Here is a 26483-nt window from a genome sequence, read left to right as displayed (position 1 = left end):
ATCGGAATTGGCGCTTTCTCCGGCAGTCACCTGCGGCGAGCCTGGTGCCATGACCCACGAGAGCACGCGATGCGTCCACGTCCGAAGCCCCGAAATCCCCGACTCCCAGCCGTTGAGCGTGCCGATCTACCAGACCTCCGGATTCGCCTTCGCCGATCCCGACGTCTTCGCCGACGGCATGACGCGCCCGGACGGCGAGCCGGTCTACAGCCGCCTGGGCAACCCGACCGCGCGGGCGCTGGAGAACACCGTCGCGGAACTCGAAGGCGGCGCGGTCGGCTTCGCGACCTCGTCCGGCATGGGAGCGATCAACGCGCTGCTGATGACCCTGCTGCGCACCGGCGACCACGTGATCGCCCAGCGCAGCCTCTACGGCGGCACTTTCGCCGCCTTCGAAAGCCTGGTGCACCGCTGGGGAATCGAGGTCAGCTACGTGTCCGGGCCGGACGAGGCGCGCCAGGCGCTGCGGCCGAACACCAGGATGCTCTACGCGGAGACGATCTCGAACCCCATGGTCCAGGTTGGTGACCTGCCCGGACTGTTCGCGGTGGGCCGCGAGGCCGGACTGATCAACGTCGTGGACAACACCTTCGCCACGCCGCTGCTGTGCCGCCCGATCGAGCACGGCGCGGACATCGTCGTGCACTCGACGACCAAATACCTGGGTGGCCACTCCGACGTGGTCGGCGGGATCGCGGTGTTCGCGGATGCGGAGCTGCACCGCGAGATCTGGCCGGAACTGGTGGAGTTCGGCGTGGCGGTGGACCCGTTCGCGGCGTGGTTGACGTTGCGCGGGATTCGGACGCTCGCGCTGCGGATGCGGCAGCACTGCGGGAACGCGCAGTTCATCGCCGAGCGGCTCGCCGCGCACCCGGCCGTGCGGGCGGTGCACTACCCCGGCCTGCCGTCGCGCCCCGACCACGACTTGGCGCGAAAGCTGTTGCGCGGCAACGGCGGCGTGCTGAGCTTCGACCTGGGTAGCAGGGCAGCCGGGCTGGCGTTCGTGCAGGCGGTCCGGCTGGCGTCGCTGGGTCCGTCGCTGGGCGGTGTCGAGACCCTGGTGCTGCACCCGGCCAGCACCTCGCACCGTCAGCTCAGCGACGAGCAACTGCGCGCGGTCGGTATCGGCGAGGGGATCATCCGCGTCTCGATCGGCATCGAAGAACCCGACGACATCTGGGCCGACTTCGCCCAAGCCCTGGACCGCTGACCGCAGGTGACGGTCGTGAGTGCTTAACCGGGTTGGAGCCCGGTTGCGCACTCACGACCTATCAGCGCAGGGCCTCGGCGACCGCCTCCGCGGTTTCCAGCACCAATGGTCCGATCTCCTCCGGCGCCAGCGGTTGCAGCGCCACCACGCCGACGCTGGCGCGCAGTCCCGGCACTCCGCGCACCGGCGCCGCTACCCCGAACGCACCCGGCTGCAAATCGCCGCTGCTGGTGATCCAGCGCGGTCCACCGGGCGGCAGGTCGACGGCACGACCCGCCGCGCCGCGCTGCACCGGATGCCGGGTGCCGACCCGGTACGAAACGTGGTAGCTCGTCCACGACGGCTCGACGACCGCCACTGCCTGCGCCTCGCTGCCGTCGGCCACCGTCAGGTGCACCGTCGCACCGACCTTCTCGGCCAGCGCGCGCAGCGCGGGCAGCGACGCGACGCGCAGCTGCGGCAACACCCGCCCGGCCAGCCACAACACACCGAGTCCGAGCCGCACCTTCGACCCCTCCCGGCGGACCAGGCCCCGGCTCTGCAACGGCCCGAGCAGCCGGTACACGGCGGCCCGGCTGACCCCGACGGTCGCCGCCAGGTCGCTGATGCTGGGTGCCTCGCTCTCCGCGTCCGCCACCGCCTGCAGCAGGCTGAGCCCGCGCTCCAGGGTCAGCGAACTCTCCTTGGTGGCCGGTGGGGCCTCCCTCGGTAAGCCCAAGGGGGCGCGGATCGGCTCGGGGCTGGGTCGGACCATCGCGTCACCTCCGCGCCGCGGCCAGCACCGTGCCGGTCACCTCACCGAGCCCGACGACCGACCCGTCGGGGCCCGGCGCGCTGCCACTCAGTGTCACCCGGTCCCCGTCCTGGAGGAAGGTGCGCTGCTCACCGTCTTCCAGCGTGATCGGTTCCGCACCGCCCCAGGTCAGCTCCAGCAGGCAGCCGCGCTGGTCGCGCTCCGGGCCGGACACCGTGCCGGAGGCGAACAGATCACCCGCCCGCACCGGCGCCCCGTTCACCGTCAGGTGCGCCAACTGCTGCGCTGGCGACCAGGCCATGTGCTCGAACCGCGGCCGGGCCAGCAGCGTCTCGTTGCACCGCACCTCCAGCCGCAGGTCCAGCCCCCAGGGTTCGGCCTCGACCAGGTACGACGGCAACGCGTGCTCCGGCGCGGGCACGGACACCCGCGCGTGCTCGAACGCTGCCAGCGGGGTGATCCACCCGGCGATCGAGGTGGCGAACGACTTGGCCAGGAACGGCCCCAGCGGCTTGGACTCCCACACCTGGACGTCCCGCGCGGACCAGTCGTTGACCAGCGCCACGCCGAACACGTGCTCGGCGAACTCCGCGGTGGACACCTGGCTGACCGGCTCGCCGCCGCAGACGAACCCGACCTCCGCCTCGAAATCCAGCCGCCGGGTCGGGCCGAACGCGGGCTGCAGGTCACCGGCGGCCTTGCGCTGCCCGCTCGGCCGGTGGATGTCCGTGCCGGAGACGTACACCGTGCCCGCCCGGCCGTGGTTGGCCACCGGCTGGTACGACCAGTTCTCGGCCAGCGGCGCGGCGCCGCGGCGGAGGATGCGGCTGACGTTCTCCGCGTGGTACCGGCACGAGAAGAAGTCGACGTAGTCGGCGACGGTGAAGGGCAGCACCAGGGTGTGCCAGTCGGTGCGCACCAGTTCCGCACCGGTCGGCGCCCGGTCCGCCGTGACGATCTCGGTGAGCCGGTTGCGCAGCTCGTGCCAGTGCGCGGGGCCCGCCGCCAGCAGCGGGTCGAGCGAGCCACCGGAGACCACGTCGGCCAGTCGAGGACCCAGCGCCCCGGCGATGCCGCGCAGCGGCAGCGCATGCCGTCCGACCCGCACCGCCACGACCGGGCCGCCGCCGGTCACCAGCACCCCGTAGGGCAGCGTCTGCGGACCGAACGGCTTGTCCGGGGCGAACTCGGGGTCCTCGATCCAGGTCAAAGCAGCCCCAATCCTTCGAGTTCGGCGACCGGGTCCTGCAACGAGCACGAGCCGTAGGAGGCGAACACGTCGCGCACCGCGTTGGCCGCGTCGTCGGAGAGGGAACCCGCCTCCTCCGCCAACGCCTCGCCGTCGGTGCTGGCCAACGCGGCCCGCACGTCCTTGCCGGACAGCGAACGCGCCGTGGCCACCAGGAGGTTGAGGAAGCCGTGGTGGACGAACCCGGTCTCCGGATCGGTGCTGCGCACCGCGGTGTGCAGGCCGGTGGTGGCCTTGAACGGGACGTCGAGGGCGCCAGCCACCGCGAGGAAGTCGGTGATCACGTCGACGGACGGCACCGATTCAGCGGTCTGCCCGCCGCAGCGCAGCTTCGGCCAGCAGCCGTGCTCGGCCACCCGCCGAATGCCGTCCAGCCAGCCGTCGCCGCCGCGGCGCGGTTCGACCACCCGGATGATGTCTTCCGGGACGAACTCCGACACCCGCTCCAGCCAGATGTCGTCGACGTCCGACGGCGCTGGCATCTCGACCATCCGCAGCGCCAGCAGCTCCTGCCGCCCCTCGATGATCGACAGCGCCTTGGGCACACCTCCCAATCCGGTGTCGCAGACCAAGGACAGCGGCACCGGCGCGCTCGGCTTCACCTTCGCCAGTTCGGTGATCAGTTCGGCCAGCCTGGACGCCTGGCACAGCATCGGCCCGAGCAGACCCGTGTACTCCCCGCCGCGCGCTTCGAGGTGCTCGGCCACCGCCTGCGGCACCGCCGCGGTCCCGGGTGGGAACAGCGCGGCGTCGTCAACCAGTCGGGCGAACAGGGGCGGGATGCCGCGCGGACCGGGCGCGCGAAGCTCAACAGCGCTTGACACGGCAGACACGCTAATGCCGTATCGGCCAGTGAACAAAGGTGCCCGATAAGCGGACGTCTGGCGGGGTCATTCGCGCCTCCCTCGCCGGGTTTGCGCATCATCATCCACCCGCCGCCGACCGCGTTCGCACGGACCCTTCCGCACTACTCCGATTGCCGCTCCGCGAGGGCGTTCCAGCTGGTAATAAGAGAGGTGCGCGGATCGGTTCGGCCCGCCCGGCGGAACACCGGCGTTCCGATCACGGGGTCACCGGCACGGGCATTTCCGGTCGGACGGCCGTTGCGGGACGATGTCCGAGCATCGGCCGGTAGTCACTTTGCGTGAATGCGAGGCGACTGGCGCCGGAGCGCAAGATGTCGTGCTTGCCGAGTCCGGGTGAACTCGGGACAGCCGACTTCCCCACGCCGGGCATTTAAGTTAGGCTTGCCTAAGTTGGAGGTGAGCAGTGGGCGAGACGACCATCCGGCGGCCCGCGACGCCGAACCCCGCGGAACGAGCCAGGAGCATCGCCAAGCGCGGTGGCCGCGCGGCACTCCTGCCATCCGGTGAGACCTCGGCGCGCATCGCACCGCTGACGCACCACGTGCACCCCAACGGCACCGCGACCATGCTGCTGGCCGACGAGCACCCGCTGATCGCGGCCTCCTGGCAGGCGCCGCGCGGCGAGCTCGCGGCGGTGCTGGAGCTCGCCGACCCGACCCCGGTCCGGCTGCGCGAGCCGGTGCGCGGACTGCTGTGGCTGACCGGTTGGGTGCGGCTGCTCGACCCCGCCGAGGCGCGCGCCGAGGTGCTGTCGGTCGCCGAGGAACGGCCGGATCCCCGGCTGCTGGACACCGGGCACGGCGCGAGCGTGCTGCGGTTGGAGTCGGCGTCGCTGGTGCTGGCCGATTCGGAGGGCACCAGTTCGGTGGATCCGGCGGAATTCCAGGCCGCTGCGCCGGATCCGTTCTGCCTGCACGAGGACGGCTGGCTGCGGCACCTGGAGCTGTCGCACCGCGACGTCGTCGGGCTGCTGGCCCGGCACCTGCCGGAACAGCTGCGCGGCGGGCACATCCGGCCGCTCGGGTTGGACAAGTACGGGCTGCGGCTGCGGGTGGAATCCGCCGACGGCGATCACGACGTGCGGCTGGCGTTCTCCCGCCCGGTCAGCACCACCGAACACCTCGGCGCTGAGCTCCGCCGCCTCGTCGGCTGCCCCTTCCTCGCCGAGCAGCGCTCGGCCTGACCTCCGGGCCCTTCGCGGCTGTGTGGCGATTTCGCGCGAAATCGGCGGATCACTCGTCGGGGCAGCGTTCGTCGAGGATGGTGCCGCGTTGGATCCGGCCGTCCCGGAAGCGCAGCGGTTCGGTGTCCGGACCGACCAACATCGCCTCCTCCACCAGCGCTCGGCGGGTGATCATCCAGAGGAAGGCGTGCGCCACGATCGACGCCTGCCCCAGCCGCGTCCCGTCCGCGAACCGCACCAGCAGTCCGCCCGGATCCGAACGCCGCAGCTCCACCAGGACGCCGTCGCGGACGCCCACCACGTCGGCCGGTCCGACCGGCCCGTCGAGCACTTCGAAGCAGCGCAGCGCCTGCAACACGCGCAGCGCGTGCTCGGTGTCCGCTTCGCCCCACACGAAGACGTCCATGCCCCCACCTCCGCCGGGCTGACACCGATCCGACGCCGCGGCGGCGCCGACCAGTTCCGCGCCGACTTTCCCGGTTTTGCCAGACTTTGAGCGGTCGGCGGTCGGTGTCACCGGTCCGGGTACCGTTCGTCGCGTGAGCACCCTGCGCGCATGGCTGACCCCGACCCGGCCCGGTGAACCTGCGGCGATCACCGATGGACCGGAGCGCAGGGCGATCACCATCGAGTTGATCATGGTGTTCACCGTGACGCTCGGCCTCTCCGGCCTGCAGAGCCTGCTGTCCCTGCTGGACGCCCTGCTGCGCCCGGAGCCGCTGGCCGATCAGCACGTCGCGATCAACGTTCCGCAGGCCGAACTCGGCCTGCTCGACCTGCTGCAGCAGCTGACGAACGTGCTGCGGCTGTGCGCCTGGGGCGGGTTGGGGGTGTTCCTGCTGTGGCGCGGCGGAATGGCGCTGTGGCGGATCGGCCTCGATCGGTCCCGCCCCGGTCGCGACCTCGCCGGAGGGCTCGGCCTCGCCGCCCTGATCGGCATTCCCGGCCTGGGCCTGTACCTCCTCGCGCACGCGCTGGGCCTCAGCCTGACCGTGCAACCATCCACTTTGGACGCCGCGTGGTGGCGGGCACCGGTGCTGACGCTGGCCGCGTTCGGCAACTCCTTCGCCGAAGAGGTCCTGGTGGTGGCGTACCTGCTGACCCGGCTGCGGCAGCTGGGCTGGTCGGAGAACCGGGCGCTGTGGCTGTCGGCGGTGCTGCGCGGCAGCTACCACCTGTACCAGGGCTTCGGCGGGTTCGTCGGCAACGTCGTGATGGGCCTGGTCTACGGGCGGGCCTGGCAGCGCACCAACCGGCTGTGGCCGCTGGTCATCGGGCACGCGCTGATCGACGTGGTGGCCTTCGTCGGGTACGCGGCGCTGCGCGGCCGGGTCGGCTGGCTGCCCTGAGCCGGGTTTTCGTCAACCCTGGAGCGCGCAACGATTCGACGTTTCAACTCCAGAATTTTTAATGAACGATCGAAATCGCCGCTGATCACCGACGTTTTGCTTCGTCGCGGCTACGCTGCACATCGTGACCGAACCACATGTCCAGAGCGAGGTCGGCCCGCTGCACGCGGTGCTGCTGCATCGACCGGGCACCGAGCTGAAGCGCCTCACGCCGCGCAACAACGACCAGCTCCTGTTCGACGCGATCCCCTGGGTCGATCGCGCGCAGGAGGAGCACGACGCGTTCGCCGACGTGCTCCGCGGCCGGGGCGTGGAGGTGCTGCTGCTGCGCGAGCTGCTCACCGAAGCGCTGCACGACGCCCGCGCTCGGGCGGCGGCCGTGCTCGCGGGCGTGGACGAGCGCAAGCTGGGCGCGGACATCTCCGACACGCTGCGCTCCCATCTGTCCAGTGTGGACAACACCGCGATGGCCGATATCCTCATCGCGGGCATGACGTTCGAGGAGCTGCCCGCCGCGGAGGGGCAGTCGCTGGTCCGCCGGATGCACCACCCGCACGACTTCGCCATCGACCCGCTGCCGAACCTGCTGTTCACCCGCGACTCGTCGATGTGGGTCGGCGAGCGGGTCGCGATCGCGGCCCTCGCGATGCCCGCGCGCCGCCGCGAATCCGCGCTCACCGACCTCGTTTACGCCTACCACCCGCGGTTCTCGCACGCCGCCCGCGCCTACGGCGCGCACTCCGCGCCCGTCGAGGGCGGTGACGTGCTGCTGCTCGCGCCGGGCGTGGTGGCCATCGGCGTCGGCGAGCGCACCACGCCCGCCGGTGCGGAGTCGTTCGCCCGCTCGGTGTTCGCCGACGACCTGGCGCACACCGTGCTGGCCGTGCCGATCGAGCAGACCAGGTCGTCGATGCACCTGGACACGGTCTGCACGATGGTCGACCGCGATGCGGTGGTGATGTACCCGGCGATCCAGGACTCGCTGCACGCCTACACCCTGCGCCCGCTGGACGGTGACCTGCTGGTTTCCGGCCCGACGCCGTTCCTGACCGCCGCGGCGGAGGCGATGGGCATCGACCACCTGCGGGTGATCGACACCGGCCTTGACCCGGTCACCGCGGAGCGCGAGCAGTGGGAGGACGGCAACAACACGCTCGCGGTGGCACCGGGCGTCGTGGTCGCCTACGAGCGCAACGCGGAGACCAACGCCCGGCTGGAGGATGCCGGGATCGAGGTGCTGCGGATCAGCGGTTCCGAGCTCGGCTCCGGTCGGGGCGGCCCGCGCTGCATGTCCTGCCCGATCACCCGAGCCGCCCTGTGAAACACCGGACGTCGGTGGCGCGGTAAGAGTTCGTATTGAAACGGGGTTCCGGCCTTCGTCGGTGGTTGCGTTGTCTTGATCAACCGGCGAGAGGAAGCCCGTGACCCCGGCATCGATACCTCGTCGCGCCGTGCGCATCGGCGCGCATGTCCTCGTGCGCGTGCTCGTCGCGCTGGTCCTCCTGACCGTGCTCGGCGCGACCGGGATGACCGCCACGGACGGCGCGGCCACCAAGCACGGCACCGCGACCGCGACGAGCTGCGCGCGCGTCGGCCCGGTCAGCACCTCCGGCCTGGGCTTCTGGTGGAGCTGCGATGCGGTGGTCAGCTGGTCCGACGGCAGTGAAACCCGGTGGCACTTCAGCAATTCCGCGCTGACCCCGGACGAGCCCCGGAAACCGGTGGTCCGCCGGGAATCCGATCGGGGCTCCGACGTGGTCGTGGCCGAGCCGACACCGTACGCGGCGCTCGGCTGGGCGCTGTTGCTCCCGCTGCTCGGCCTCGCCTTCCTGGGTGTCCGGATCCCGCCGAGCATCCCGGAACAGCGATCTCTGCTACCGGTGCTGGGCGCGGGCTGGTGGCTGGTCATCGCCGGTGGCATCGGCCACAGCGCCCGGCCCACGCTCGGCCTGCTGCTGATCATCGCCGGACATGTGGTGCTCGTCGTCGCGGCCGTGCTGACGGTCGGCCGTCGCCGCAACGGGTATCCGCCGCGCGAGGCGCCCGTCAAATTCGCGCAAAGAGCTCGCTATAGCTGGACATTGCTCCTCGCGGGCTGCTGCGGGATCGCCCTGGCATTGCTGTTTTCCCCGACATGGACCGGAATCATGACACTCGTGGCCCTCCCGGTGGTCAGCCTCGGAGCCGGAATCTGGTTGTGGTCATTAATGATTCGTCAAGGAACTCAGCGTCCTGGAACCGCCGCTGCAAAGTGATCATCGCAAGGCGTGTCCCCCAGACATGAAGGACCACGAGTGAACGACCGAACAACCGAACAGTGGCTTGCTTCGCTGCAAACCCAGGCCGAGTCCATGATCCAGCAATCCGAGCAGTTGCAGGTGCAGTTGGCGGCGATGACCGAAACCGCCAGCGCCAACGGGGTCCGGCTCACCGTGAACGCCAATGGCGCGCTGCAGGAGCTGGAGATCAGCCGGGAAGCGATGCAGCGCGGCCCCACCGAACTGCGCAACACCATCCTGCGGCTCAACGGCACGGCCCAGGGCAGCGTCGCCCAGCGGGTCGCGCAGGCGGTGGAGCCCGTGGCTGGCGCGGACGCCATGCAATTCCTGCGCAGCCGCATCACCGAAGCCGAAGAAACCGCCGCAGCCAGCCCCGCGGCTCCGACCCCCGCGCAGCGCCCAGCGCCCCAGCAGGCACCAAGACGCGGCGCTGCCGACTACGACGACTTCGACGACGACATGCCGCAGACGTTCCTGCGCTGAACCACTGGAGCGACCATGAGTTTCACCGTCACCCCGCATCGCCTGGCCACGCACGGCGAGTACCTGAGCGGCCTCGCCGACCAGATCGACGCCGCCGGGAAGTCGGGCGGCGGCATCGACTTCGGCATCGAGAGCTTCGGGCTCGTCGGCCAGATCTTCTCGCTGGACGCCCGGGAGACCTCGCGGCGGGCCGCCATCGAGATCGGCAAGTTCGCCGAGCACACCCGCAAACTCGCCACCGGCGTCGATGACTGCGCCAAGGACTACCGGCAGACCGACGACGACATCGCGTCCTGCCTCGAAGGGATCGAGCCGTGACCGACGTCTTCCGCGACGTGAACACCGCTTCCGGGTTCACCTCTGGAGCCGGACCCGTCGACTCGGCGCGGGCCACCTTCACCGCGCTGAGCAACGAGGACTGGGGCGAGTTCGCCGCCAGCGCGGGAGTCCTGGCGCTGGACGGGCTGATCACCGCGATCGACCCGATCGGCGTCGCGCTCGCCGCCGGAGTCGGTTGGCTGATGGAGCACTTCTTCGTGTTCCGCGACATCCTCGACTTCTTCGCCGGTGACCCGGTGGCCATCAAGTCCGGTGCCGACACCTGGCAGCAGGTCCGCGGCGACCTGGAGAAGCTGGCCGGGCAGATCCCCAGCACCGTCGACCAGCACACCGCCGATTGGTCCGGCCCGGCTGGCGATGCCTACCGGCAGCGGTCCGAGGAACTCGCGCACGGCGTCGCAGCGATGTCCGTGGCGGCCGGTACCGCCTCGGCCACCATCGCCACCGCGGGCACGATGGTCGCCACCTGCCGCGGCCTGATCCGCGACATCATCGCCGCGGTGGTCGCCGAACTGGTCAAGGGCGCGCTCGCGGCCATCGCGAGCTCGGTGATCAGCTTCGGCGCTTCGGTGGCGGGCTTCCTCGGCTACGCGGTCGGCCGCATCGGCATGACGGTGGCGAAGTGCACCGCCAAGATCGCCCAGCTGGTGGCCAAGCTCGGCAAGGCGGGCAGCTACCTCGCCAGGGCGATCGACGACATGGCCAAGACGATGGCCGAGGTCGGCGGCAAACTCGCTGGCGCTGACGGCAAGCTAGGTGCGACGGGCAACGCGATCAGCAAGGGCGGCGACGCGCTCGGCGCGACGAGCAGCGCGCTGGCCAAGGGTGGTGGCTCGCTCACCGGGGCGGCGGGCAAGGTCTCCGACGCCGGGACGAGCCTCGGTCGCAAGGCCGACGACTTGGCCGAATCCGGCACCGCGCTGCGCGGTCGCGCCGACGACCTCGGCCAAGCCGCCAAGAACCGCACCGAGACGGCTGTCGAGAAGGCCCCGCCGTGGCAGGAGCCCTCGGGCAGCGGCAGGGTCTACCACGCCGCCGAACAGATCTCCGACGTGCGCAAGCCCGGCAGCATCGTGATGCGCGGCACGCTCGGCGGCGAGCAGTACCACCAGCAGAACTACGCCGAGGACGGCGGCCGCTACTACGACGGCTACAACTTCTGGGGCAACAACACCCCGGACAGCGATGACGGCTTCCACGACTTCGTGGACAGCTCGGTCCCGAAAGCCGACGACCAGTTCCCGACCACTTGATCGGGTGGATATTTGAAGGGCACCCTTGACCGATGCGACTCGGCCCTGGGTGCCCCTTCGCGGGAAAAGCTTCGCCGAATACCGCGGACAATGGGCGCCGAATGGTGGCGCAGTGGGCACGCAGCGCAGCAGAGGCGCTACCAGCACAAACAGCGTAGGTTTGGCTTGGCTTAATTATTTGAGGATTGCCTCAGCTAAACGCTCCCCACCAAGGCGAACCACACCATTCTTAGGTTCGCCTGAAATGAATCTGGAGTGATTCCAGAGTATATTGGTTGCATGGCTGTCACCGCGAAGAAGATTCAGCACAAGGAATCGAAGTTCGAGCACCTGCTGCAGGAGCAGATCCGAAATGAATTCACTGCCGCGCAGCAGTACATCGCGGTCGCGGTCTGGTTCGACAACGAGGACCTGCCGCGGCTGGCGGGGTACTTCTACCGGCAGGCGCTGGAGGAGCGCAACCACGCGATGATGATCGTCCAGTACCTGATGGACAACAACATCAAGCCGACCATCCCGGCAATCGAGCAGGTGCGCAACGACTTCACCGAGACGCGCGAACTCGTCGCGCTCGCCCTGGAGCAGGAGCGCGAGGTCACCCGCGAGATCGAGACGCTGGCCCGAACCGCCCGCGAGGAAGGCGACTACCTCGGCGAGCAGTTCATGCAGTGGTTCCTCAAGGAGCAGGTCGAGGAGGTCTCCTCGATGTCCACGCTGCTCAACGTCGTGGACCGGTCCAAGGGCAACCTGTTCGACGTCGAGAACTACCTGGCCCGCGAGTCGATCGGCGACGACAGCGTCGACGCGAGCGCCCCCAAGACCGCTGGCGGCGCGCTCTGAGACCATCGCGCCCCGTCACCACTATCAGGGCCCTGGTGCGTCGGGCTCGGTAGCGGGTTGTTGCGACGCGGACTCGGACGGGTTGCTGGTGACCGGCGGCTCCGAGGTCGTCGGCCTCGGCTTGGAAGTGGTGGTCCGCAGGAGCGTCGGCGGTTCGCTCGTGCGGGTCGGTCTGCCCGGGATGTTCGGATGCACCGGCGGCGCGTTTCCGGGCACCTGCGGTACGGGTGGCAAGCCTGGCGGTTGCGAAGGTTGCAGCGGTGCGGTCGAACGCGGGTCGGGAACCGTCTGCGAGATGGACGGCACCGCGGGCTGCACCGGCTGGTCCGATTGGTTGCTGATCACCGCCACCCCGGCGCCCACCAGCAATGTCGCGGCGAGCGCGCTGCCCATCGCGGCCAGCATGCCGGTGCGCTGGCGGCGGCGGCGCGCTCCAGCGACCAGTGACCACTCCGCCCCGGTGCGGACCGGGATGTCCAGCCGATCGTCCCGGAGAATCCGCTGCAGCTCGTCCTCCAGATCCATCACACGCCACCTCCCCCCACCAACGGCCCGAGTCGCTTGCGCAACGTCGCCAGCGCCTTGCTGGCCTGGCTCTTCACCGTTCCGCAGCTGACGCCCAGGGTGTCGGCGATCTCCTGCTCGGAAAGCCCCTCGTAGTAACGCAGCACGACCACCGCGCGTTGCCTCGGCGGCAGCGACCGCAGGGCGACCCACAGCGGCTCGTCCTCCAGCCGATCGTGCTGGATCGCGGCGGGGACGTCCGGGAAGTCGGCGAGCAGGGTTTCGCGACGGGTCCGACGCCACCGGCTGACGTGCGTGTTCGCCATCGCCTTGCGCACGTAGGCGCTGGGATCCTCGCAGTTGCGGTTGATCTTCGCCCAGCGGGCGCCGACCTTCTCCAGCACCGTCTGCACCAGGTCCGCGGCGTCGTGCGGATTGCCGGTCAGGGCGTGGCCGTAGCGGATCAGTCCGGGCAGCGCTACCCGGACGAACTCCGCGAAGTCATCTTCTGTTGCCGCCATGTCCCCCTGACGCGCCTGCCCGTGGTAGACACCGGTCGCCTCGGCGGCGGTCGGTACTGCGGGCAGGTGCGCGGTCACCTCTACACCCCCTCCAGGGTCGGATATCGCCGTGGAGGGAACGTCACAACGCGATGTCGGGTTGCCTCTTCGAGGCGTTGATCACCCGTTCGGCCCAATGGTCCGGTTTCGGATTTCCCGGGTCAGCGGATGGTGATCTGGCGGCCCCGGAGACCGTCGCGGGCTCGGCGCTCTGCCGCGTCCAGCGGCTGCGCGTCCAGCGATCCAAGGGCCTCGCTCAGCCGACGCCCCAGCTCGGCGGCGGGCTCGTCCCACTCGCGCGCGTGCTTCTCCCGGTCTAGGTCCCACACCGGCACCAGCAGGCCGTGCGCGCGGAAGGATCCGGCGTACTTGCTGTCCTCGCCAAGCGCGAGCTCGCCGCGGGCGGACAGCCGCGCGAGCGCGGCGAGCAGCTGCTCCTCCGGCTCCGGGCGCACCCACCGCAGGTGGGCCTTCTCCCCGGCATCCACCCAGTACGCGGATTCCACACCATCGGCGGACAGTCGCTCGGTGGGCATGATCGCCGCATTCGCCCGCTCCAGGGACAGCGCCACCTCGCCGGTCGGCTCCACATCGTCGGGCAGCCACCAGGAGAAGTCCTTGTGCAGCTCGACGTCCAGGGGTGCGGCCGGGTCGAGCAGGTCCTGCAGGCGGGTCGGGATGGTGCCGACTTCGGCCGTCTCCGGGCCCACCACGGACAGCGACGCACCGGGCTCGGCCGAGCGCACCCACTCGACGGCCCGCGCTAGATCGCGGCTGATATCACCGGAATGGGTCTGCACCTGGAGCCCGACGAATGCCTTGTCGTCGTTGCGCCGCAAGGCCGCCGCAGCCATCGGCAGCACGGTCGCGAGGGTGACCACCCCGTCGTCCCGCAGCGGCAGCTCCGCGATCGCCGATGGCACGAACTCGCGCAGCGCCACCAGTTCGCACTCGGCGGCCAAGCCCTCGAACGGCCTGGTCACGATCACGTCGGCGACGCCACCGGCGGCCCCGTGGCAAGCCTTGTAGCGCTTGCCGGAACCGCACGGGCAGGGCTGGCGCGGTTTGATCCCGGTGTCTGCCTGGGGCTTGGGTGCGGTTCGCTTCGACACTGCAGATCCCCTCGCTCGCGGTCACTTCGCGGTGACGCTACCGAACTGCGAAGAATCGGATATAGAGGGTGGCGCGAACGACTCACGTCCACGGCCACCCAGCGGATCACCTGCGGAATTCCCAGCTCGGCCGGGTCCAAACCCAGGTCAACGTGCCAGCGCCGGTGAACTGGCCAGGTGGAACCGGGTGGAAGCGGGCGCATTGGTGGCCACGTAGCGCACTCCGGCGCTGCTGCACAGCGCCACGTCCGCGGGCTCGTCGACGGTCCAGCAGTAGGTGTCGGTGCCGAACGCGGCGGCACGCGCGACGAATTCCGGGTGTTCGCGGACCAGTTGGATGTCCGGTCCGGCGAGGTCCGCCCACTGCGGCAGCACCCCGAACCGCCACGACCCGCGGAACCTGTTGAACAGCAACACCGTCGGCACACCGGGCGCGGCCGCGCGGAACCGGCGCAGGGCCCACTGCGAGAACGACATCATCAGCACCGGCGAGGTCTCCCGGTCCACCGGTGCCGCCAGGCCGTGCCGGGCCAGCAGCGCGACCAACTTCTGCTCCACCAGCCCGCCGTAGCGCACCGGGTGCTTGGTCTCGACGAACAGCCGGACCGGACGCGGGTGGTCCTGGACCATGCCGAGGAGTTCGTCGAGGGTCAGCACGCCGTGCTCCGGCGCGGCGGCCGGGCGGCGGATCAGCTCGTCCGCCGACTCCGGCAGTTCGCGGTGGCTGCCGAAGTCCATTTCGGACATCGCGGTGACGGTGAGCTCGCTGACCACACCGCGACCGCTGGACGTGCGATCGATGCGCCGGTCGTGCACGCAGACCAGCTGCCCGTCCCGACTGACCCGGACATCGCATTCGAGTGCATCGGCGCCCTGTTCGAGAGCCAGTTCGTAGGCACCGCGAGTGTGCTCGGCGCGGTGTGCCGAGGCTCCCCGGTGCGCAACAACGTCAGGGCTCGGCTGCCGCACGCGGCCCATTATGCGGGCGCGGGCTGACGCACTGCCGTCATTTGTGACGCACACCCGGCTCGGCGCGGCGGTCGGTCAGCGGGGCGCGTTGCTGGGGCGCTCCGGTTTGGGGGGCAGCGGCGCCGCTCGAACGTCGCGGACCCGGAAGTGCTTGAGCTCGGTCGAGTCCAGCGGTGCGAGCAGCCGCATCAGGTACTTGATCAGCCCTGCGGTCAGGACGGCGAGCACGGCTACCAGCGCGTTGTTGAGCGCATGCAGCACGACGCCGTCCGCCAGGGCCTGGACGCTGCCCCGGAATCCCCAGAGGAAGGCGAACCAGCCGAGCAGCAGGGTCGCGACCCACACCGCCCACCACAGCCGAACCCGCAGGGTCGGGAACGGTCGCACGCCGCGCTTCCGCGCGCCCTCCGCCACGAGCACCGAATGCTCCAGTTCGGCCAGCGCCGAGCCGGGCACGAACAGGTTCAGCCCCGGCACCAGCACACCGACGACGACCTGCCAGTCCGGTCGGACGTTGTGCACCCCGATGCGCTCGGCGGCTGCGGCGCGCGCCCGCAGGCCCCACAGCACGACGAACAAGCCGCAGAGCACGCCGAGCAGCCAGAGGATCAGGCCGGTCGTGCCGACCAGCGCGTCGGAAACCGCCAGGCTCGTGCGCGGTAGCGCCTGAGTTCGGCTGATCAGCAGCAGGACGTACCGCCAGCCCTCCGCGAAGGTGGCCAGCACCGCCACACCGGCGGTGATCCACAGCGTCGCCGTCGCGGTGGCGGCGGCCGACTCCGCGCGCATCATCGGATCGGCCTGCGGCCGCGTCGGCAGCGCCAGCGGCCACCGCCAGGCCAGCGGTGGGAAGCCCCACCGCGGCACGGCCGGGTAGGCCGGTGGACCGGTGTAGCGGCGCGGCCGACGCGGCGGCCGGATCCGTCGCGGGCCGCCCGGTGGGGTGGCGATCCACTCCATGCGCGGTCCGGGGCCGGGCGGTTGGGTGCTCACAGCACGTACGGCTCGCTGTCGGCGTCGTCGGAAACCAGCGGCCGACCGATGGCCGACCAGCCGTTCATGCCGCGTTCGACGTTGACCGCGTCCCAGCCGTTCGCGTTGAGGTACGCGGTGACCTTCGCCGAACGACCGCCGGAGCGGCAGACCACGTAGACCTGATCGGCTTCCGGGATCTCGTCGAGCCGCTGCACGAGCTCGCTCATGGGGATGTGCACGGCCTCGGGCGCGTGCCCGGCCTGCCACTCGTTCGCCTCGCGGACGTCGAGCAGCACGCTGCCCTCGGGCAGCTGGGCGGGCACCTCGTCCGGCTGCACGCCGGGCACCTGAGAACCGGGAACTGGGGTAGTCACACCCCGATGCTGCCACGCCACCCGTGGTGCCCGCGTAAGACCCTGTCTTGGAACTCGTTTTGCTTTGCGGTGCGGGTAGCGGAACCTCACACGCCGTCTCGGTCCGGGATCCCCGACATCATGTACGCCCAATACACCACGCCGAGGTAGGTCCTCCCAGAGAACGCCAGTGGGCACAGCCTGAGAACCCGCCGCGGTGCCGGTTGCGAGCGTGGGCTAAGCGGCTGGCGCCGCTTCAAAGAACAAGAACAAAGACAGACACCAAGACCCTTCCCCGCCGAACGCGCTGCCGTATGCCCGGTGCGAGTGGCACCCACCCCGCAGCCTGTCGAGCAGCGTGACAGCAAAGCGCCCCGCTCGGCGGGGGGCCGGGCGGGGCGCTTTGGCGAAGGACGGGTCAGTGCGAGATCGCCTTCTCCGAACCGGCGCCGGTCAGCGACCGGACCTCCATCTCGGCGTACTTCGCCTCGTTGTTCGCGTCCTTGCTCAGCACCGAGCCGAGGTACCCGAGCAGGAACGACAGCGGGATCGACACCAGGCCCGGGTTCTTCAGCGGGAACAGCGCGAAGTCCAGCGACGGGAACATCGCGTCCTCGGCACCGGAAACCGCTGGCGAGAACACGATCAGCACGATGGTGACCGCCAGACCGCCGTAGATGCTCCACAGCGCGCCGTTGGTGTTGAACCGCTTCCAGAACAGCGAGTACAGCAGCGTCGGCAGGTTCGCCGATGCGGCGACCGCGAACGCGAGCGCCACCAGGAACGCCACGTTCTGCCCGTTGGCGGCGATACCACCCAAGATCGACACGACGCCGATGACCACGGCGGTGATCCGGGCGACCCGGACCTCCTGAGTCTTGTCGTCGACCTCGCCCTTCTTGATCACGTTCGCGTAGATGTCGTGCGCGAACGAGGCGGACGCGGTGATGGTCAGACCCGCGACGACCGCCAGGATCGTGGCGAACGCGACCGCGGAGATGAAGCCGAGCAGCAGCGGACCACCGATCTGCAGCGCCAGCAGTGGCGCGGCCGAGTTCACCCCGCCAGGTGCCTCCTTGATCACGTCCGGCCCGACCAGCGCGCCCGCGCCGTAGCCCAGCACCAGCGTGAACAGGTAGAACAGGCCGATCAGCCAGATCGCCCAGACCACCGAGCGGCGGGCTTCCTTGGCGGTGGGCACGGTGTAGAAGCGCATCAACACGTGCGGCAGACCCGCGGTGCCGAGCACCAGGGCGATGCCGAGCGAGACGAAGTCGAGCCTGCTGGTCCCGGTCTTGCCGTACTGCGCGCCGGGGTTGAGCACCTTGTCGCCCGCGGCGTCGGCGGCGGCGCCGAGCAGGCCGGACAGGTTGAAGCCGTACAGCCCGAGCACCCACACGGTCATCACGAAGGCACCGGCGATCAGCAGCGCGGCCTTGATGATCTGCACCCACGTGGTGCCGCGCATACCGCCGACCAGCACGTACAGGATCATCAGCGCACCGACGACGGCGATCACCGCGGCTTGCCCGGCCTTGTTGGTGATGCCCAGCAGCAACGCGATCAGACCACCGGCCCCGGCCATCTGCGCCAGCAGGTAGAAGAACGTCACGGCCAAGGTTGAGATGGACGCGGCGGTGCGCACCGGACGTTCCTTCATCCGGAAGCTGAGCACGTCGCCCATCGTGTACCGGCCGGTGTTCCGCAACAGCTCCGCGACCAGCAGCAGGGCCACCAGCCAGGCGACCAGGAAGCCGATGGAGTACAGGAAGCCGTCGTAGCCGTAGACCGCGATGGCACCGGCGATGCCCAGGAACGACGCCGCGGACAGGTAGTCACCGGCGATGGCGACGCCGTTCTGCGGGCCGGTGAAGGCGTGGCCAGCCGCGTAGTAGTCCGAGGCGGTCTTGGTGTTCCGGCTGGCCCGGAACACGATGACCAGGGTGACCGCCACGAACAGCGCGAAGATGCTGATGTTCAGCACGCTGTGGTCGGCGGTGTCGCTCTGCGCGAGCGGGGGAAGTGCGTTGATCACTTCTGGCCTCCCTCGACGTCGTTCTTGATCTCCTCCGCGATCGGGTCGAGGTTCTTGTTCGCGTATCGCACGTACCAGGTCGTGATGGCGAACGTGGACACGAACTGCAGCAGGCCCAGCACCAGGCCGACGTTGATGTTGCCGACCAGCTTGATGCTCATGAAGCCATGCGCGTAGTCGGCGAGCAGCACGTAGACCAGGTACCAGGCCAGGAACAATGCCGAGACCGGGAAGACGAAGGTGCGCAGTTTGCGTCGCAGCGTGGCGAATTCGGGGCTGCTTTGGGCAGCGGCCCAGGTTTCGGCGTCAATACCGGACCCGGACCCGTTTTGGTCCGTGGCGCTCACGGTGTTCCTCCCACAAGAAAAGGCTCCGCCCGGGTGCCGCCGGTACGCGAGCCTAACTGATCAATTCAACGCGGGAACGCTACGTAGTTCGGAGTCCGCTGTGAAGGCCCGTTGGGAGTACGCAAGCTAACGATCGAGTGAAGTTGGTTGAGGCCAACAGGATGCACCGAATTGCACCGAATCGTAGGTTTTTCACTCGCTTGGCCCATTGATCCATTTGGTTCATACCAATTAGGGCACAATGTAGTTGAAAATTGATCAAAATCCACTCGGATGGCCCAACGGGCGCCAGGAGCAGCGCACTCAGCGCTGATGGCGGCCTTCGGTCGACGGCTGCTCGACGGCACCCGCGGTGAGCCGACCGTCGAGGAAACCGAGCCGGTCTGGTGCGTGCAGCCGCAACATCACCCGACCCACCCCGGCCGGGATCCTCGCGCGGGTGGCCCGGCTGATCGCATAGGTCACCGCGAACGCGATCGGCACCGTGACCAGCGCCGGTTGCCGGACCAGCGTCACCCACCAGCTGTCCGCGTACTCGGTGAACTGCGTCAACCCCACCGCGGTCATAACCAGGCTGCCGCCGACCACCATGCCGCTGGCCGCCCCGGCCGCGGTGAGTCCGCGCCACCAGATCCCGAGCACCAGAACAGGGCAGAACGTCGAGGCCGCCATCGCGAACGCCAGCCCCACGCTGCGTGCGATGTCGTGGTTGTCAGCGGGCAGCGCCAGCACGGTCGGCACCAAGCAGGCCAGCACGGCGGCGAACCGGAAGTCGAGCGTCCGGCCGCGCATCACCTCCCGCGACGACAGCACCCCGGCCACGCTCACCACCAGCCCCGACGAGGTCGACAGGAACGCGGCGAACGCTCCAGCCGCGGTGATCGCCGCGAGCAGTCCGCCCAGCCAGTTGCCCAGCATCGCTTGCGGCAGCAGCAGAACCGCCGCGTCGGTCTCACCGGTGACCAGCAACTGCGGCACGTAGAGCCGGGAGAGCAGGCCGAAGATCGTCGGGAAGAGGTAGAACGCGCCGAGCATCGCCAGCACGTAGAGCGTGGTGCGGCGCGCGCCGTGGCCGCTCGGGTTGGTGTAGAAGCGGGCCAGCACGTGCGGCAGGCCCATCGTGCCCAGGAAGGTCGCGATGATCACCGAATACGTTTCGAGCAGGCCGGAGATCCCGTCGTCCTGCGGCCGCAACCAACTGGCGTTGTCCGCTTCGGCGCCCGCGACCACCGGGACCGCCGCGCCCGCCGGGAACCGCAGGTCGGTACCGGCTGCCATCGAGTACTCGCCGGGCTGCAGGTAGACGGTCCCGGTGCCATCGGCCAGCCACACCGGCTCGCTCACCTGCAGCCGCACGTCCGCGTCGATGTGCACGGTCGTGTCCTGCGGGAAGACCGGCGGCACCGGCTCGTCGAGCGCCTGGTGCGGCGAGCTGGCGAAGAACACCACGAACAACGCGAACGCGGGCAAGGTGATCGCGAACAGCTTCACCCAGTACTGGAAGGCTTGCACCAGGGTGACGGCGCGCAACGCGCCGGTCGCCACGCTGATCAGCACGATCAACGCGACGGCGGAAACGCCTACCCAGTAAGGACTTCGGACGATCGCGGCCAAGGTAAGGCCAGCGGCCTGCAACTGCGGCACCAGGTACAACCAGCCGATCAGCACCACCAGCGCGGTGCACAGCGCGCGCAGCCGCAGCGAATCCAGCCGCGCCTCGGCGAAATCCGGCAGCGTGTACGCACCGGAGCGGCGCATCGGTGCGGCGACGAACAGCATCAACGCCAAATACCCGGCGGCGAAGCCGATCGGGTACCAAAGCGCATCCACGCCGTCCTTGACCACCAGCCCCGCGACGCCCAGGAACGACGCCGCCGAAAGGTATTCGCCGGAAATCGCGGCGGCATTGTGCTCCTCGCGCACCAGTTGCCGCGCGGCGGAGAAGTCGGAAGTGGTGCGCGCCGAACGGGAACCCCAGACCCCGATGCCGAACGTCGTCGCGACGATCAGCACAGCACCTAGCAAAGACCAAGAGTTTGAAACCATCGCACCGTGCCTAGGCGTGTGGACAACCGTCGTCGATCATGCGCGCTACTGCTCCACCATGTGGATGAAATCGCGTTCGTGCCGTTCCGCGCTCCGCGTGCACAGGTACCCGATCAGCACGAGGAACGGATAGGCCAGCACGCCGAGCAGCAGCCACGGCAGCCGGAGACCGAACAGCGCCACATCCCCGATCGACGGGACCGCCCAGAAGGCCAGCGGCAGCCCCAGCAGCACGACGGCCACTACCCCGGTCAGCAACAGCGCGCTGCGCAACTGCACCTTCACCAGGTGGCGGACCAGCACTTCGCCGACGCTGGTCTGCTCCTCCAACTCCATGATGGTGCGGGCGACCTGCCGGGTGCGGCGGCGGTCGTTGAGCACCACGCGCTTGCGGCGCGGCCGAGGCGTGGCATCCCCGAGCCGCCCGCGGATGTCGAAACCGTGGTCCGGGCTCATCCCGGCGAACCGGTTTTCACTGCGGGCCCCAGCCCTGCCGCGGCGCCCGGACCAGCCGGTCCTTGAGCTCGCGGGTGTGCCGACGGCTGACCGGCAGTTCCTGGGGTGGACCGCCGCCGAGCACCACCGAGTACCCGGACGACGACATGCGCAGCTCGGTGACCAGCGACAGCGACACCAGGAATGACCGGTGGATCCGCAGGAACCCCGCTTCCGCCCAGCGTTCTTCCAGCTGCGCCAACGGGATTCGCACCAGGTGCGATCCGTCGGTGGTGTGCAGCCGCGCGTAGTCGCCCTGCGCTTCGACCCAGCGCACGTTCTTGCGCGGGATCATCTTGGTGGTGCCCGCGAGTTCCACCGGGATGACCTCGTCGTCATCGGCTGCCGGGGCCTCCAGCGCGCGGGGGCCCTTCGCCGCCTGGAGCTTGTTCTTCTCCACCGTGCGCAACGCGCGGTCCACCCGCTCGGCGTTGGCCGGTTTCATGATGTAGTCCAACGCGCCGACCTCGAAGGCTTCCAGCGCGTTCTCCTCGTGTCCGGTGATGAACACCAGAGCCGGTGGGTTGCGGAACGCGGTGAGCACCCTGGCCAGCTCCATCCCGCTGAGTCCGGGCATCGACACGTCCGCGAACACAGCGTCCACAATGGACTCATCCTGGTCGCGGCGGCCGATCAACTCGGGATCGTCGCTGCGCAGTAAGCGCAACGCCTCGGCCGCGTCGAACGCGGTCAGCACCCGCCCAACCCGAGGATTGTTGCCGAGCAGGTACTTCATCTCGTCCAGCCCGGCCATCTCGTCGTCGACGGCCAGAACGACGAGACCCGCTGGATTCTCTCGTGTACTCACTGCAACGCCATATCCTGCCGCGCCCACGGCGCACTGTCCATGATCGAACGAACGTCGGCTCGCCCCCACCGGAGCGACCTGGGGCCACGCCAGCCGACGAGTGAAGTCAGTCACGCCTGCCAACAAAGCTAGTTGCTAACGGAGCGCGCAGGACACCAGGGGGTATGGAGCAAGGATTTCGGCTCAGCGGAGCCACTTTTCGCCCATTCGGCCGATCAACTGCGGCCGAACGAGTGACCCCTTCCAGCGCAGTGATCTACGCAGCGCGATCACACCGATTACCGTCCGTTTCCTAGCCGCGAGTCGTCTGTTCGCTTGCAATGCCTGGGCTTTGCTGCAAGCTGCTTCCGCCTGGCCAAGTCCCGTGAGTGTTTCGGCCTACAGAGGCTGCCTTCGAAGTGGGTCTTGTCTTTGAAGCGGCGCAGCCGCTTAGCCCACCCTCGCAACCGGCACCGCCGCGGGTTCACGGTGCCCACCCCTCTGGGGTTCTCCCCGCGAGGACAGCCCCGACGCCGCGTATCGGACATACATGAGTCGGGGATCCCGGAGTCGAGAATGCCTCTGAGGTTCCGCCACCCGCACCGCAAAGCAAACCGAGTCCGGAAGCAAGATCAAAGACCGAAGCGGTTCCACATGGCTCGGTGTTCCAGCGCCTCCACTGCGGACAGCACCGAGTCCGCGCCGCCTCGGCCGAATCGGACCGACGACGCCATGCCGAGCCGGGCCAGCAGCGCCTTGCGCGGCTCCACAGTCACCAGGTGGGCGTCCGGGAACTTCTTGCGCACGACGTCCCGCAGGGTTCCCAACCCGTCGACGAGCCCGAGTTCCGCGGCCTTCGTCCCGGTCCACACCTCACCGGAGAACAGATCGTCGTCCGAGCCGGTCAGCTTGCCGCCCCGGCGCTTGCGCACCCAATCCCGGAACTGCTCGTGCAGCTCGTCCTGCAGTCCGCGCAACCACTGCACGTCGTCGTCCTTCTCGGGGCGGAACGGATCGAGCCGCACCTTGTTCTCCCCGGCGGTGTGCACCCGGCGCTCCACGCCGAGCTTCTCCAACAACCCGGTCAGCCCGAAACTAGCGCTGACCACGCCGACCGAACCGACCAGCGAAGTCTGATGCGCGTAGACCTCATCGCCAGCGCAGGCCAGCCAATACCCGCCGGAGGCCGCGACGTCCTCGCAGAACGCCAGCACCGGTACCTGCTTCTCCTCGGCCAGACCTCGGATCCGGTCGGCCACCAGCGCCGACTGGGTCGGCGCGCCACCCGGCGAATTGATCGACAGCGCCACGGCCTTGAGCCGGTCGTGGCCGAACGCGCGGGTCAGCGCGGATTCCACGGTCTGCAGCGAAATCGTCGGACGGCTCATCGGCGACGGGGTCGGCGTGATGACGCCGTGCAGCTTGACGACGGCGACCACCGGCCCGCGCTCGGCGCGTTCGGCGAGCTTGCCCGGCAGCTTCGCGGACAGCTTCTCGGTCAGGAGGTCGGTGAACTTCTGCGGCGCCTTCTCGTCCATACCTCGACGTTACCGGCTCAGCTGCGGCCCGGCGGCCAATCCGATGTCCGGTTCGTCGATCGACTGCGGTGGCACCGGCCGCACGCCCGGCGCGAACTTCGGCACCCGCATGATGACCTTCATCCCGGCGCCCTGCTCGGTCTCCACGACCAGGCCGTAGTCGTTGCCGAAGGTGGCCCGCATCCGGTTGTTGATGTTGCCCAGCCCGACGTGCGCGCCGGTCAGGTGCGCGTTGGCCAGTTCCGCGTCGAGCAGTTCCGGATCCATCCCGACGCCGTCGTCGTCCACGCTGATCAACGCTTCGGTGCCGTTGTCCTCGGCGATCACCGTCACCGTGCCGCCACCGGGCTTGTTCGCCAGGCCGTGCCGGACGGCGTTCTCCACCAGCGGTTGCAGCGCCAGGAACGGCACCACCACCGGCAGCACTTCCGGGGCGATCTTGAGCTGCACGTTCAGCCGGTCCGGGCCGAAACGGGCGCTCTCCAGCGTGAGGTAGCGGTCGATGTTGCGGATCTCGTCGGCCAGCGTGGTGTAGAGCCCGCTGGTGCGGAACGAGTAGCGGGTGAAATCGGCGAACTCCTGCAGCAGGTCCCGCGCGTGCTCCGGGTCGGTGCGGATCAGCGAGCCGATGGTGTTCAGCGCGTTGTAGATGAAGTGCGGTGAGATCTGCGCCCGCAGCGCGCGCACCTCCGCCTTGGCCAGCCGTTCCTTGGACTCCTGCAGCTCGGCGAGTTCGAGCTGGGTGGACACGTGGTGCGCGACTTCGGCGGCGCCGCGCAACAGCCGTTTTCGATCACCAGCGGCGATGATGGCCAGCGCGCCGCGGTTCTCGCCCTCGACCTCCAGCGGCACCACCACGGCGTGCCGCATCGGACAGGGCCGTTGATCGCAGGTCACGTCGCCGTGGTCGAGGAATTCGCGCTTGCCGGTGCGCAGCACCTGCTCGATCTTGGGGCGCAGGTCCTCGTAGTGGTGGTTGGCCTCGCCGTCCCAGCTCAGCAGGGTGCCGTCGGCGTCGACGATCCCGACGGCCACGCAGGCCAGCAGCTCCCGCAGGTGCGGTGCGGTCTTGTCGGCGGATTCCAGGTTCAACCCAGCTCGCAGGAAAGGGGCCGCGCTGGTCACCCGGTGCAGCGCCGCCAGCGTGGCGTCCTCCACCGAGGTGCTCACCCGACGCGCTCGGCACAGCAGCACGAACATGCCGAGCACGGCGAGTGCGGCGAGCGTGGTCAGAACCGTCCGCTCAGTCAACAACTCGGGCACAACATCAATCTGCCCGACCGACACGCATGGAATCAAGGCAGCTACGCTCAGTGCACGCTTTCCGTCGGTGAGCGGTACCCGACTCTTCCATTCAGTGGAAGAGAGTGGTTCAACCAGCGGGTATGCGACTGTGTACAACCGGACGAATTGTCCACAGCCTGTGGACAACTACTTCAGCAGCCGAGACAACCGACGATCCGCCAACTGCTTCCCACCGGTCTGACAGGTCGGGCAGTACTGCATCGACCGGTCCGCGAAAGACACTTCCCGCACCGTGTCACCGCACACGGGGCACGGCATTCCGGTGCGTCCGTGCACCCGCAGCCCCGAACGCTTCTCCGCCTTGAGCCGCGCCGCGTCCTGCTCCAGCGAACGCGCCACCGCGTCCCGCAAGATCTCCTGCATGCTGTCGTGCAGCCGCTCGACTGCGGCGGCATCGAGCTTGCCCGCGGTCGCGAACGGGGAGAGCTTCGCGGCGTGCAGGATCTCGTCGGAGTAGGCGTTGCCCACCCCGGCCAGCGTGGACTGATCGGTGAGCAGCGTCTTCAGCCGCTCGGTGCGCCCCGCCAAGATCTCGGTCAACCCGCCGACGTCCAGGCTCAACGCATCCGGCCCCAGCTTCGCGAGCCGCGGCACCTCGTCGGGCGAGGCGACGACCCACACCGCGAGCTTCTTCTGGGTACCGGCCTCGGTCAGGTCGAAGCCCACGCCGCCCAGGTTGACCCGCAACGCGATCGGCCCCTTGCCGGGCTTCGGCGGCGCTGGCGAGAGGTTGTCCGACCAGCGCAGCCAACCGGCCCGCGCCAGGTGGCAGACCAGGTGCAGCCCAGCGCAGTCGAGATCGAGGTACTTGCCGTGCCGCACCGCGCCGGTGACCTCGCGACCGTGCAACTCCGTCCAAGGCGGGCTGGCGGTCTTCAACACGCTCATCGACGCGACATCGACACGAACAACGGTCCGGCCCACGGCATGATCGCGGAGGTGCTGGGCCAACGCCTCCACCTCGGGAAGTTCCGGCACCACCCCAGTGTGCCGCAACAACAACACCCAGCGAGTGATTTACCTCACGAAGCACCTGTCCCGGACCCCATGCGCACCGCTCGCTTCCCGTTGGGGTGAAGAGTGAGGGGCACCCGTGACCCAGTTACTTGGTCACAGGTGCCCCTCACTCCGACTACTCCACGGGTTGGAGGCTGCCGTTCATGTCGGGTTCCGCGTAGAGCTCGATGTGCCGGGCCACCAGGGACATCTCCTGGCGGACGCTGACGAAACCGCGGACCACACCCACCCAGGTCTCCGGCGGGTTCTCGTCCTGATCACCGGGCGTCGCGGCGGTGATCGTCCACGGCCGCCGCAGCACCCAGCGGACCGGGAAGAACAGCACGGCGACCACCAGCAGCAAGATCAACCAAGTCGGCACGATCACCTCGGCGGGCGTCCAAACCACGAACATCACGACCAGGAACAACAACACCGCACCCATCAGGATGGCCGGTGCCGGGCCCCCGTTGACGTCGTGTTCGAACTCGTCCGCCGCGATCGGATTCGACCACTCCAAACTCGCCTTGATGGTCCACTCCCGGCCGTCGGAGCCCCGCACCACCCGGTTCATCGTCGCCTCCCCGCCCACCCGGGCTGGTCGCTTCGGATCATCGTCTCGCCACTCGAATCCCGTCGGTCACCGAGCGTGAAGC

The 26483-nt window shown here is 69.2% G+C and carries 28 protein-coding genes; 9 read left to right on the top strand and 19 right to left on the bottom strand.

All coding sequences use genetic code 11. The features are described from left to right. The first annotated feature begins 49 nt into the window (after positions 1-49). Entirely contained in the window at positions 50-1210 is a 1161-nt protein-coding gene (locus tag MOQ72_RS14515; RefSeq protein WP_242183973.1) for a trans-sulfuration enzyme family protein, read from the top strand. Between the two features lie 61 nt (positions 1211-1271). Here the strand turns inward: MOQ72_RS14515 and MOQ72_RS14510 are convergent, their stop codons facing one another. From MOQ72_RS14510 to MOQ72_RS14500, 3 genes are read right to left on the bottom strand one after another with little or no spacing between them, the layout of a single operon-like run. Next, complete coding sequence (locus MOQ72_RS14510) at positions 1272-1964, bottom strand: IclR family transcriptional regulator (RefSeq protein WP_242183972.1); 693 nt, start codon at positions 1962-1964, stop codon at positions 1272-1274. 4 nt (positions 1965-1968) lie between these two features. Next, positions 1969-3174 carry a fumarylacetoacetate hydrolase family protein gene (locus MOQ72_RS14505; protein ID WP_242183971.1) on the bottom strand — a complete coding sequence of 402 codons (1206 nt, stop codon included), beginning with the start codon at positions 3172-3174 and terminating at the stop codon, positions 1969-1971. Then, positions 3171-4037 (bottom strand): hypothetical protein, encoded by an 867-nt coding sequence (locus tag MOQ72_RS14500; RefSeq protein ID WP_308197876.1) that lies wholly within the window; start codon positions 4035-4037, stop codon positions 3171-3173. Before MOQ72_RS14500 ends, MOQ72_RS14505 begins: the two co-directional genes overlap by 4 nt. Before the next feature lie 445 nt (positions 4038-4482). Between MOQ72_RS14500 and MOQ72_RS14495 the strand changes: the two genes are divergently transcribed. Further along, the gene (locus MOQ72_RS14495; RefSeq protein WP_242183970.1) at positions 4483-5262 is read left to right on the top strand and encodes a DUF2470 domain-containing protein; all 780 of its coding nucleotides are present in this window, start codon (positions 4483-4485) and stop codon (positions 5260-5262) included. Positions 5263-5311: 49 nt separating this feature from the next. Here the strand turns inward: MOQ72_RS14495 and MOQ72_RS14490 are convergent, their stop codons facing one another. Continuing rightward, positions 5312-5668: a hypothetical protein gene (locus MOQ72_RS14490; RefSeq protein ID WP_242183969.1), complete on the bottom strand. Its 357-nt coding sequence runs from the start codon at positions 5666-5668 to the stop codon at positions 5312-5314. Between the two features lie 133 nt (positions 5669-5801). Between MOQ72_RS14490 and MOQ72_RS14485 the strand changes: the two genes are divergently transcribed. The 7 genes from MOQ72_RS14485 to MOQ72_RS14455 all read left to right on the top strand — a co-directional run bounded on the left by MOQ72_RS14485 (position 5802) and on the right by MOQ72_RS14455 (position 11805). Continuing rightward, on the top strand, positions 5802-6611 hold the full coding sequence (locus MOQ72_RS14485; protein ID WP_372495370.1) for a CPBP family intramembrane glutamic endopeptidase: 810 nt from the start codon (positions 5802-5804) through the stop codon (positions 6609-6611). Between the two features lie 124 nt (positions 6612-6735). Then, a complete protein-coding gene (locus MOQ72_RS14480) occupies positions 6736-7932 on the top strand; it encodes an arginine deiminase (RefSeq protein WP_242183968.1) in 1197 nt (398 codons plus the stop codon). A gap of 100 nt (positions 7933-8032) precedes the next feature. Further along, entirely contained in the window at positions 8033-8866 is an 834-nt protein-coding gene (locus MOQ72_RS14475; RefSeq protein WP_242183967.1) for a DUF6346 domain-containing protein, read from the top strand. A 39-nt stretch (positions 8867-8905) separates the two neighbouring features. Next, positions 8906-9373, top strand: coding sequence for a YbaB/EbfC family nucleoid-associated protein (locus MOQ72_RS14470; RefSeq protein ID WP_242183966.1), 468 nt, complete (start codon positions 8906-8908; stop codon positions 9371-9373). A 15-nt stretch (positions 9374-9388) separates the two neighbouring features. Further along, entirely contained in the window at positions 9389-9691 is a 303-nt protein-coding gene (locus MOQ72_RS14465; protein ID WP_242183965.1) for a type VII secretion target, read from the top strand. Beyond that, on the top strand, positions 9688-10965 hold the full coding sequence (locus MOQ72_RS14460) for a WXG100 family type VII secretion target (protein WP_242183964.1): 1278 nt from the start codon (positions 9688-9690) through the stop codon (positions 10963-10965). The genes MOQ72_RS14465 and MOQ72_RS14460 overlap by 4 nt, the downstream gene beginning before the upstream one ends. A gap of 279 nt (positions 10966-11244) precedes the next feature. After that, positions 11245-11805: a ferritin gene (locus MOQ72_RS14455; protein ID WP_242183963.1), complete on the top strand. Its 561-nt coding sequence runs from the start codon at positions 11245-11247 to the stop codon at positions 11803-11805. A gap of 24 nt (positions 11806-11829) precedes the next feature. Here MOQ72_RS14455 and MOQ72_RS14450 read toward each other — a convergent pair whose 3' ends face one another. The 15 genes from MOQ72_RS14450 to MOQ72_RS14380 form a co-directional block, all read right to left on the bottom strand. Continuing rightward, positions 11830-12330, bottom strand: coding sequence for a hypothetical protein (locus tag MOQ72_RS14450; protein ID WP_242183962.1), 501 nt, complete (start codon positions 12328-12330; stop codon positions 11830-11832). Then, positions 12330-12908, bottom strand: a complete 579-nt coding sequence (locus MOQ72_RS14445) for a SigE family RNA polymerase sigma factor (protein ID WP_372495368.1) — start codon at positions 12906-12908, stop codon at positions 12330-12332. The genes MOQ72_RS14450 and MOQ72_RS14445 overlap by 1 nt, the downstream gene beginning before the upstream one ends. Before the next feature lie 122 nt (positions 12909-13030). Next, positions 13031-13981 carry a DUF5926 family protein gene (locus MOQ72_RS14440; protein ID WP_242183961.1) on the bottom strand — a complete coding sequence of 317 codons (951 nt, stop codon included), beginning with the start codon at positions 13979-13981 and terminating at the stop codon, positions 13031-13033. Between the two features lie 147 nt (positions 13982-14128). Then, positions 14129-14959, bottom strand: coding sequence for a glycerophosphodiester phosphodiesterase (locus tag MOQ72_RS14435; RefSeq protein WP_242183960.1), 831 nt, complete (start codon positions 14957-14959; stop codon positions 14129-14131). A 66-nt stretch (positions 14960-15025) separates the two neighbouring features. Continuing rightward, positions 15026-15943, bottom strand: coding sequence for a DUF4328 domain-containing protein (locus MOQ72_RS14430; RefSeq protein ID WP_242183958.1), 918 nt, complete (start codon positions 15941-15943; stop codon positions 15026-15028). Then, on the bottom strand, positions 15940-16299 hold the full coding sequence (locus MOQ72_RS14425) for a rhodanese-like domain-containing protein (RefSeq protein WP_372495367.1): 360 nt from the start codon (positions 16297-16299) through the stop codon (positions 15940-15942). Before MOQ72_RS14425 ends, MOQ72_RS14430 begins: the two co-directional genes overlap by 4 nt. 397 nt (positions 16300-16696) lie before the next feature. After that, a complete protein-coding gene (locus tag MOQ72_RS14420) occupies positions 16697-18313 on the bottom strand; it encodes a monocarboxylic acid transporter (protein ID WP_242183956.1) in 1617 nt (538 codons plus the stop codon). After that, entirely contained in the window at positions 18310-18624 is a 315-nt protein-coding gene (locus tag MOQ72_RS14415; protein ID WP_242184074.1) for a DUF485 domain-containing protein, read from the bottom strand. Before MOQ72_RS14415 ends, MOQ72_RS14420 begins: the two co-directional genes overlap by 4 nt. Before the next feature lie 339 nt (positions 18625-18963). Further along, the gene (locus MOQ72_RS14410) at positions 18964-20706 is read right to left on the bottom strand and encodes a sodium/solute symporter (protein ID WP_277954069.1); all 1743 of its coding nucleotides are present in this window, start codon (positions 20704-20706) and stop codon (positions 18964-18966) included. A gap of 45 nt (positions 20707-20751) precedes the next feature. Next, positions 20752-21162 (bottom strand): hypothetical protein, encoded by a 411-nt coding sequence (locus MOQ72_RS14405; RefSeq protein ID WP_242183952.1) that lies wholly within the window; start codon positions 21160-21162, stop codon positions 20752-20754. A gap of 16 nt (positions 21163-21178) precedes the next feature. Continuing rightward, entirely contained in the window at positions 21179-21955 is a 777-nt protein-coding gene (locus MOQ72_RS14400; RefSeq protein WP_242184072.1) for a LytR/AlgR family response regulator transcription factor, read from the bottom strand. Between the two features lie 665 nt (positions 21956-22620). After that, positions 22621-23526: a S49 family peptidase gene (locus MOQ72_RS14395; protein WP_242183951.1), complete on the bottom strand. Its 906-nt coding sequence runs from the start codon at positions 23524-23526 to the stop codon at positions 22621-22623. 9 nt (positions 23527-23535) lie between these two features. Continuing rightward, the gene (locus MOQ72_RS14390; protein WP_372495378.1) at positions 23536-24798 is read right to left on the bottom strand and encodes a GAF domain-containing sensor histidine kinase; all 1263 of its coding nucleotides are present in this window, start codon (positions 24796-24798) and stop codon (positions 23536-23538) included. 159 nt (positions 24799-24957) lie between these two features. Further along, complete coding sequence (locus tag MOQ72_RS14385; RefSeq protein WP_242183949.1) at positions 24958-25809, bottom strand: Fpg/Nei family DNA glycosylase; 852 nt, start codon at positions 25807-25809, stop codon at positions 24958-24960. 154 nt (positions 25810-25963) lie between these two features. Continuing rightward, a complete protein-coding gene (locus MOQ72_RS14380) occupies positions 25964-26401 on the bottom strand; it encodes a DUF983 domain-containing protein (protein ID WP_242183948.1) in 438 nt (145 codons plus the stop codon). Positions 26402-26483: the final 82 nt, after the last annotated feature.

The organism is Saccharopolyspora soli, assembly GCF_022678645.1.
GTDB lineage: Bacteria > Actinomycetota > Actinomycetes > Mycobacteriales > Pseudonocardiaceae > Saccharopolyspora > Saccharopolyspora soli.
This window is presented reverse-complemented; position numbering and strand designations above follow the sequence as displayed.

Excerpts from the sequence above, each read along its gene's own strand:
- MOQ72_RS14515 (WP_242183973.1), top strand. The coding sequence starts at position 50 with ATGACCCACGAGAGCACGCGATGCGTCCACGTCCGAAGCCCCGAAATC.
- MOQ72_RS14510 (WP_242183972.1), bottom strand. The coding sequence starts at position 1,964 with ATGGTCCGACCCAGCCCCGAGCCGATCCGCGCCCCCTTGGGCTTACCG.
- MOQ72_RS14490 (WP_242183969.1), bottom strand. The coding sequence starts at position 5,668 with ATGGACGTCTTCGTGTGGGGCGAAGCGGACACCGAGCACGCGCTGCGC.
- MOQ72_RS14465 (WP_242183965.1), top strand. The coding sequence starts at position 9,389 with ATGAGTTTCACCGTCACCCCGCATCGCCTGGCCACGCACGGCGAGTAC.
- MOQ72_RS14455 (WP_242183963.1), top strand. The coding sequence starts at position 11,245 with ATGGCTGTCACCGCGAAGAAGATTCAGCACAAGGAATCGAAGTTCGAG.
- MOQ72_RS14450 (WP_242183962.1), bottom strand. The coding sequence starts at position 12,330 with ATGGATCTGGAGGACGAGCTGCAGCGGATTCTCCGGGACGATCGGCTG.
- MOQ72_RS14435 (WP_242183960.1), bottom strand. The coding sequence starts at position 14,959 with ATGGGCCGCGTGCGGCAGCCGAGCCCTGACGTTGTTGCGCACCGGGGA.
- MOQ72_RS14410 (WP_277954069.1), bottom strand. The coding sequence starts at position 20,706 with ATGGTTTCAAACTCTTGGTCTTTGCTAGGTGCTGTGCTGATCGTCGCG.
- MOQ72_RS14405 (WP_242183952.1), bottom strand. The coding sequence starts at position 21,162 with ATGAGCCCGGACCACGGTTTCGACATCCGCGGGCGGCTCGGGGATGCC.
- MOQ72_RS14400 (WP_242184072.1), bottom strand. The coding sequence starts at position 21,955 with ATGGCCGGGCTGGACGAGATGAAGTACCTGCTCGGCAACAATCCTCGG.
- MOQ72_RS14395 (WP_242183951.1), bottom strand. The coding sequence starts at position 23,526 with ATGGACGAGAAGGCGCCGCAGAAGTTCACCGACCTCCTGACCGAGAAG.
- MOQ72_RS14380 (WP_242183948.1), bottom strand. The coding sequence starts at position 26,401 with ATGAACCGGGTGGTGCGGGGCTCCGACGGCCGGGAGTGGACCATCAAG.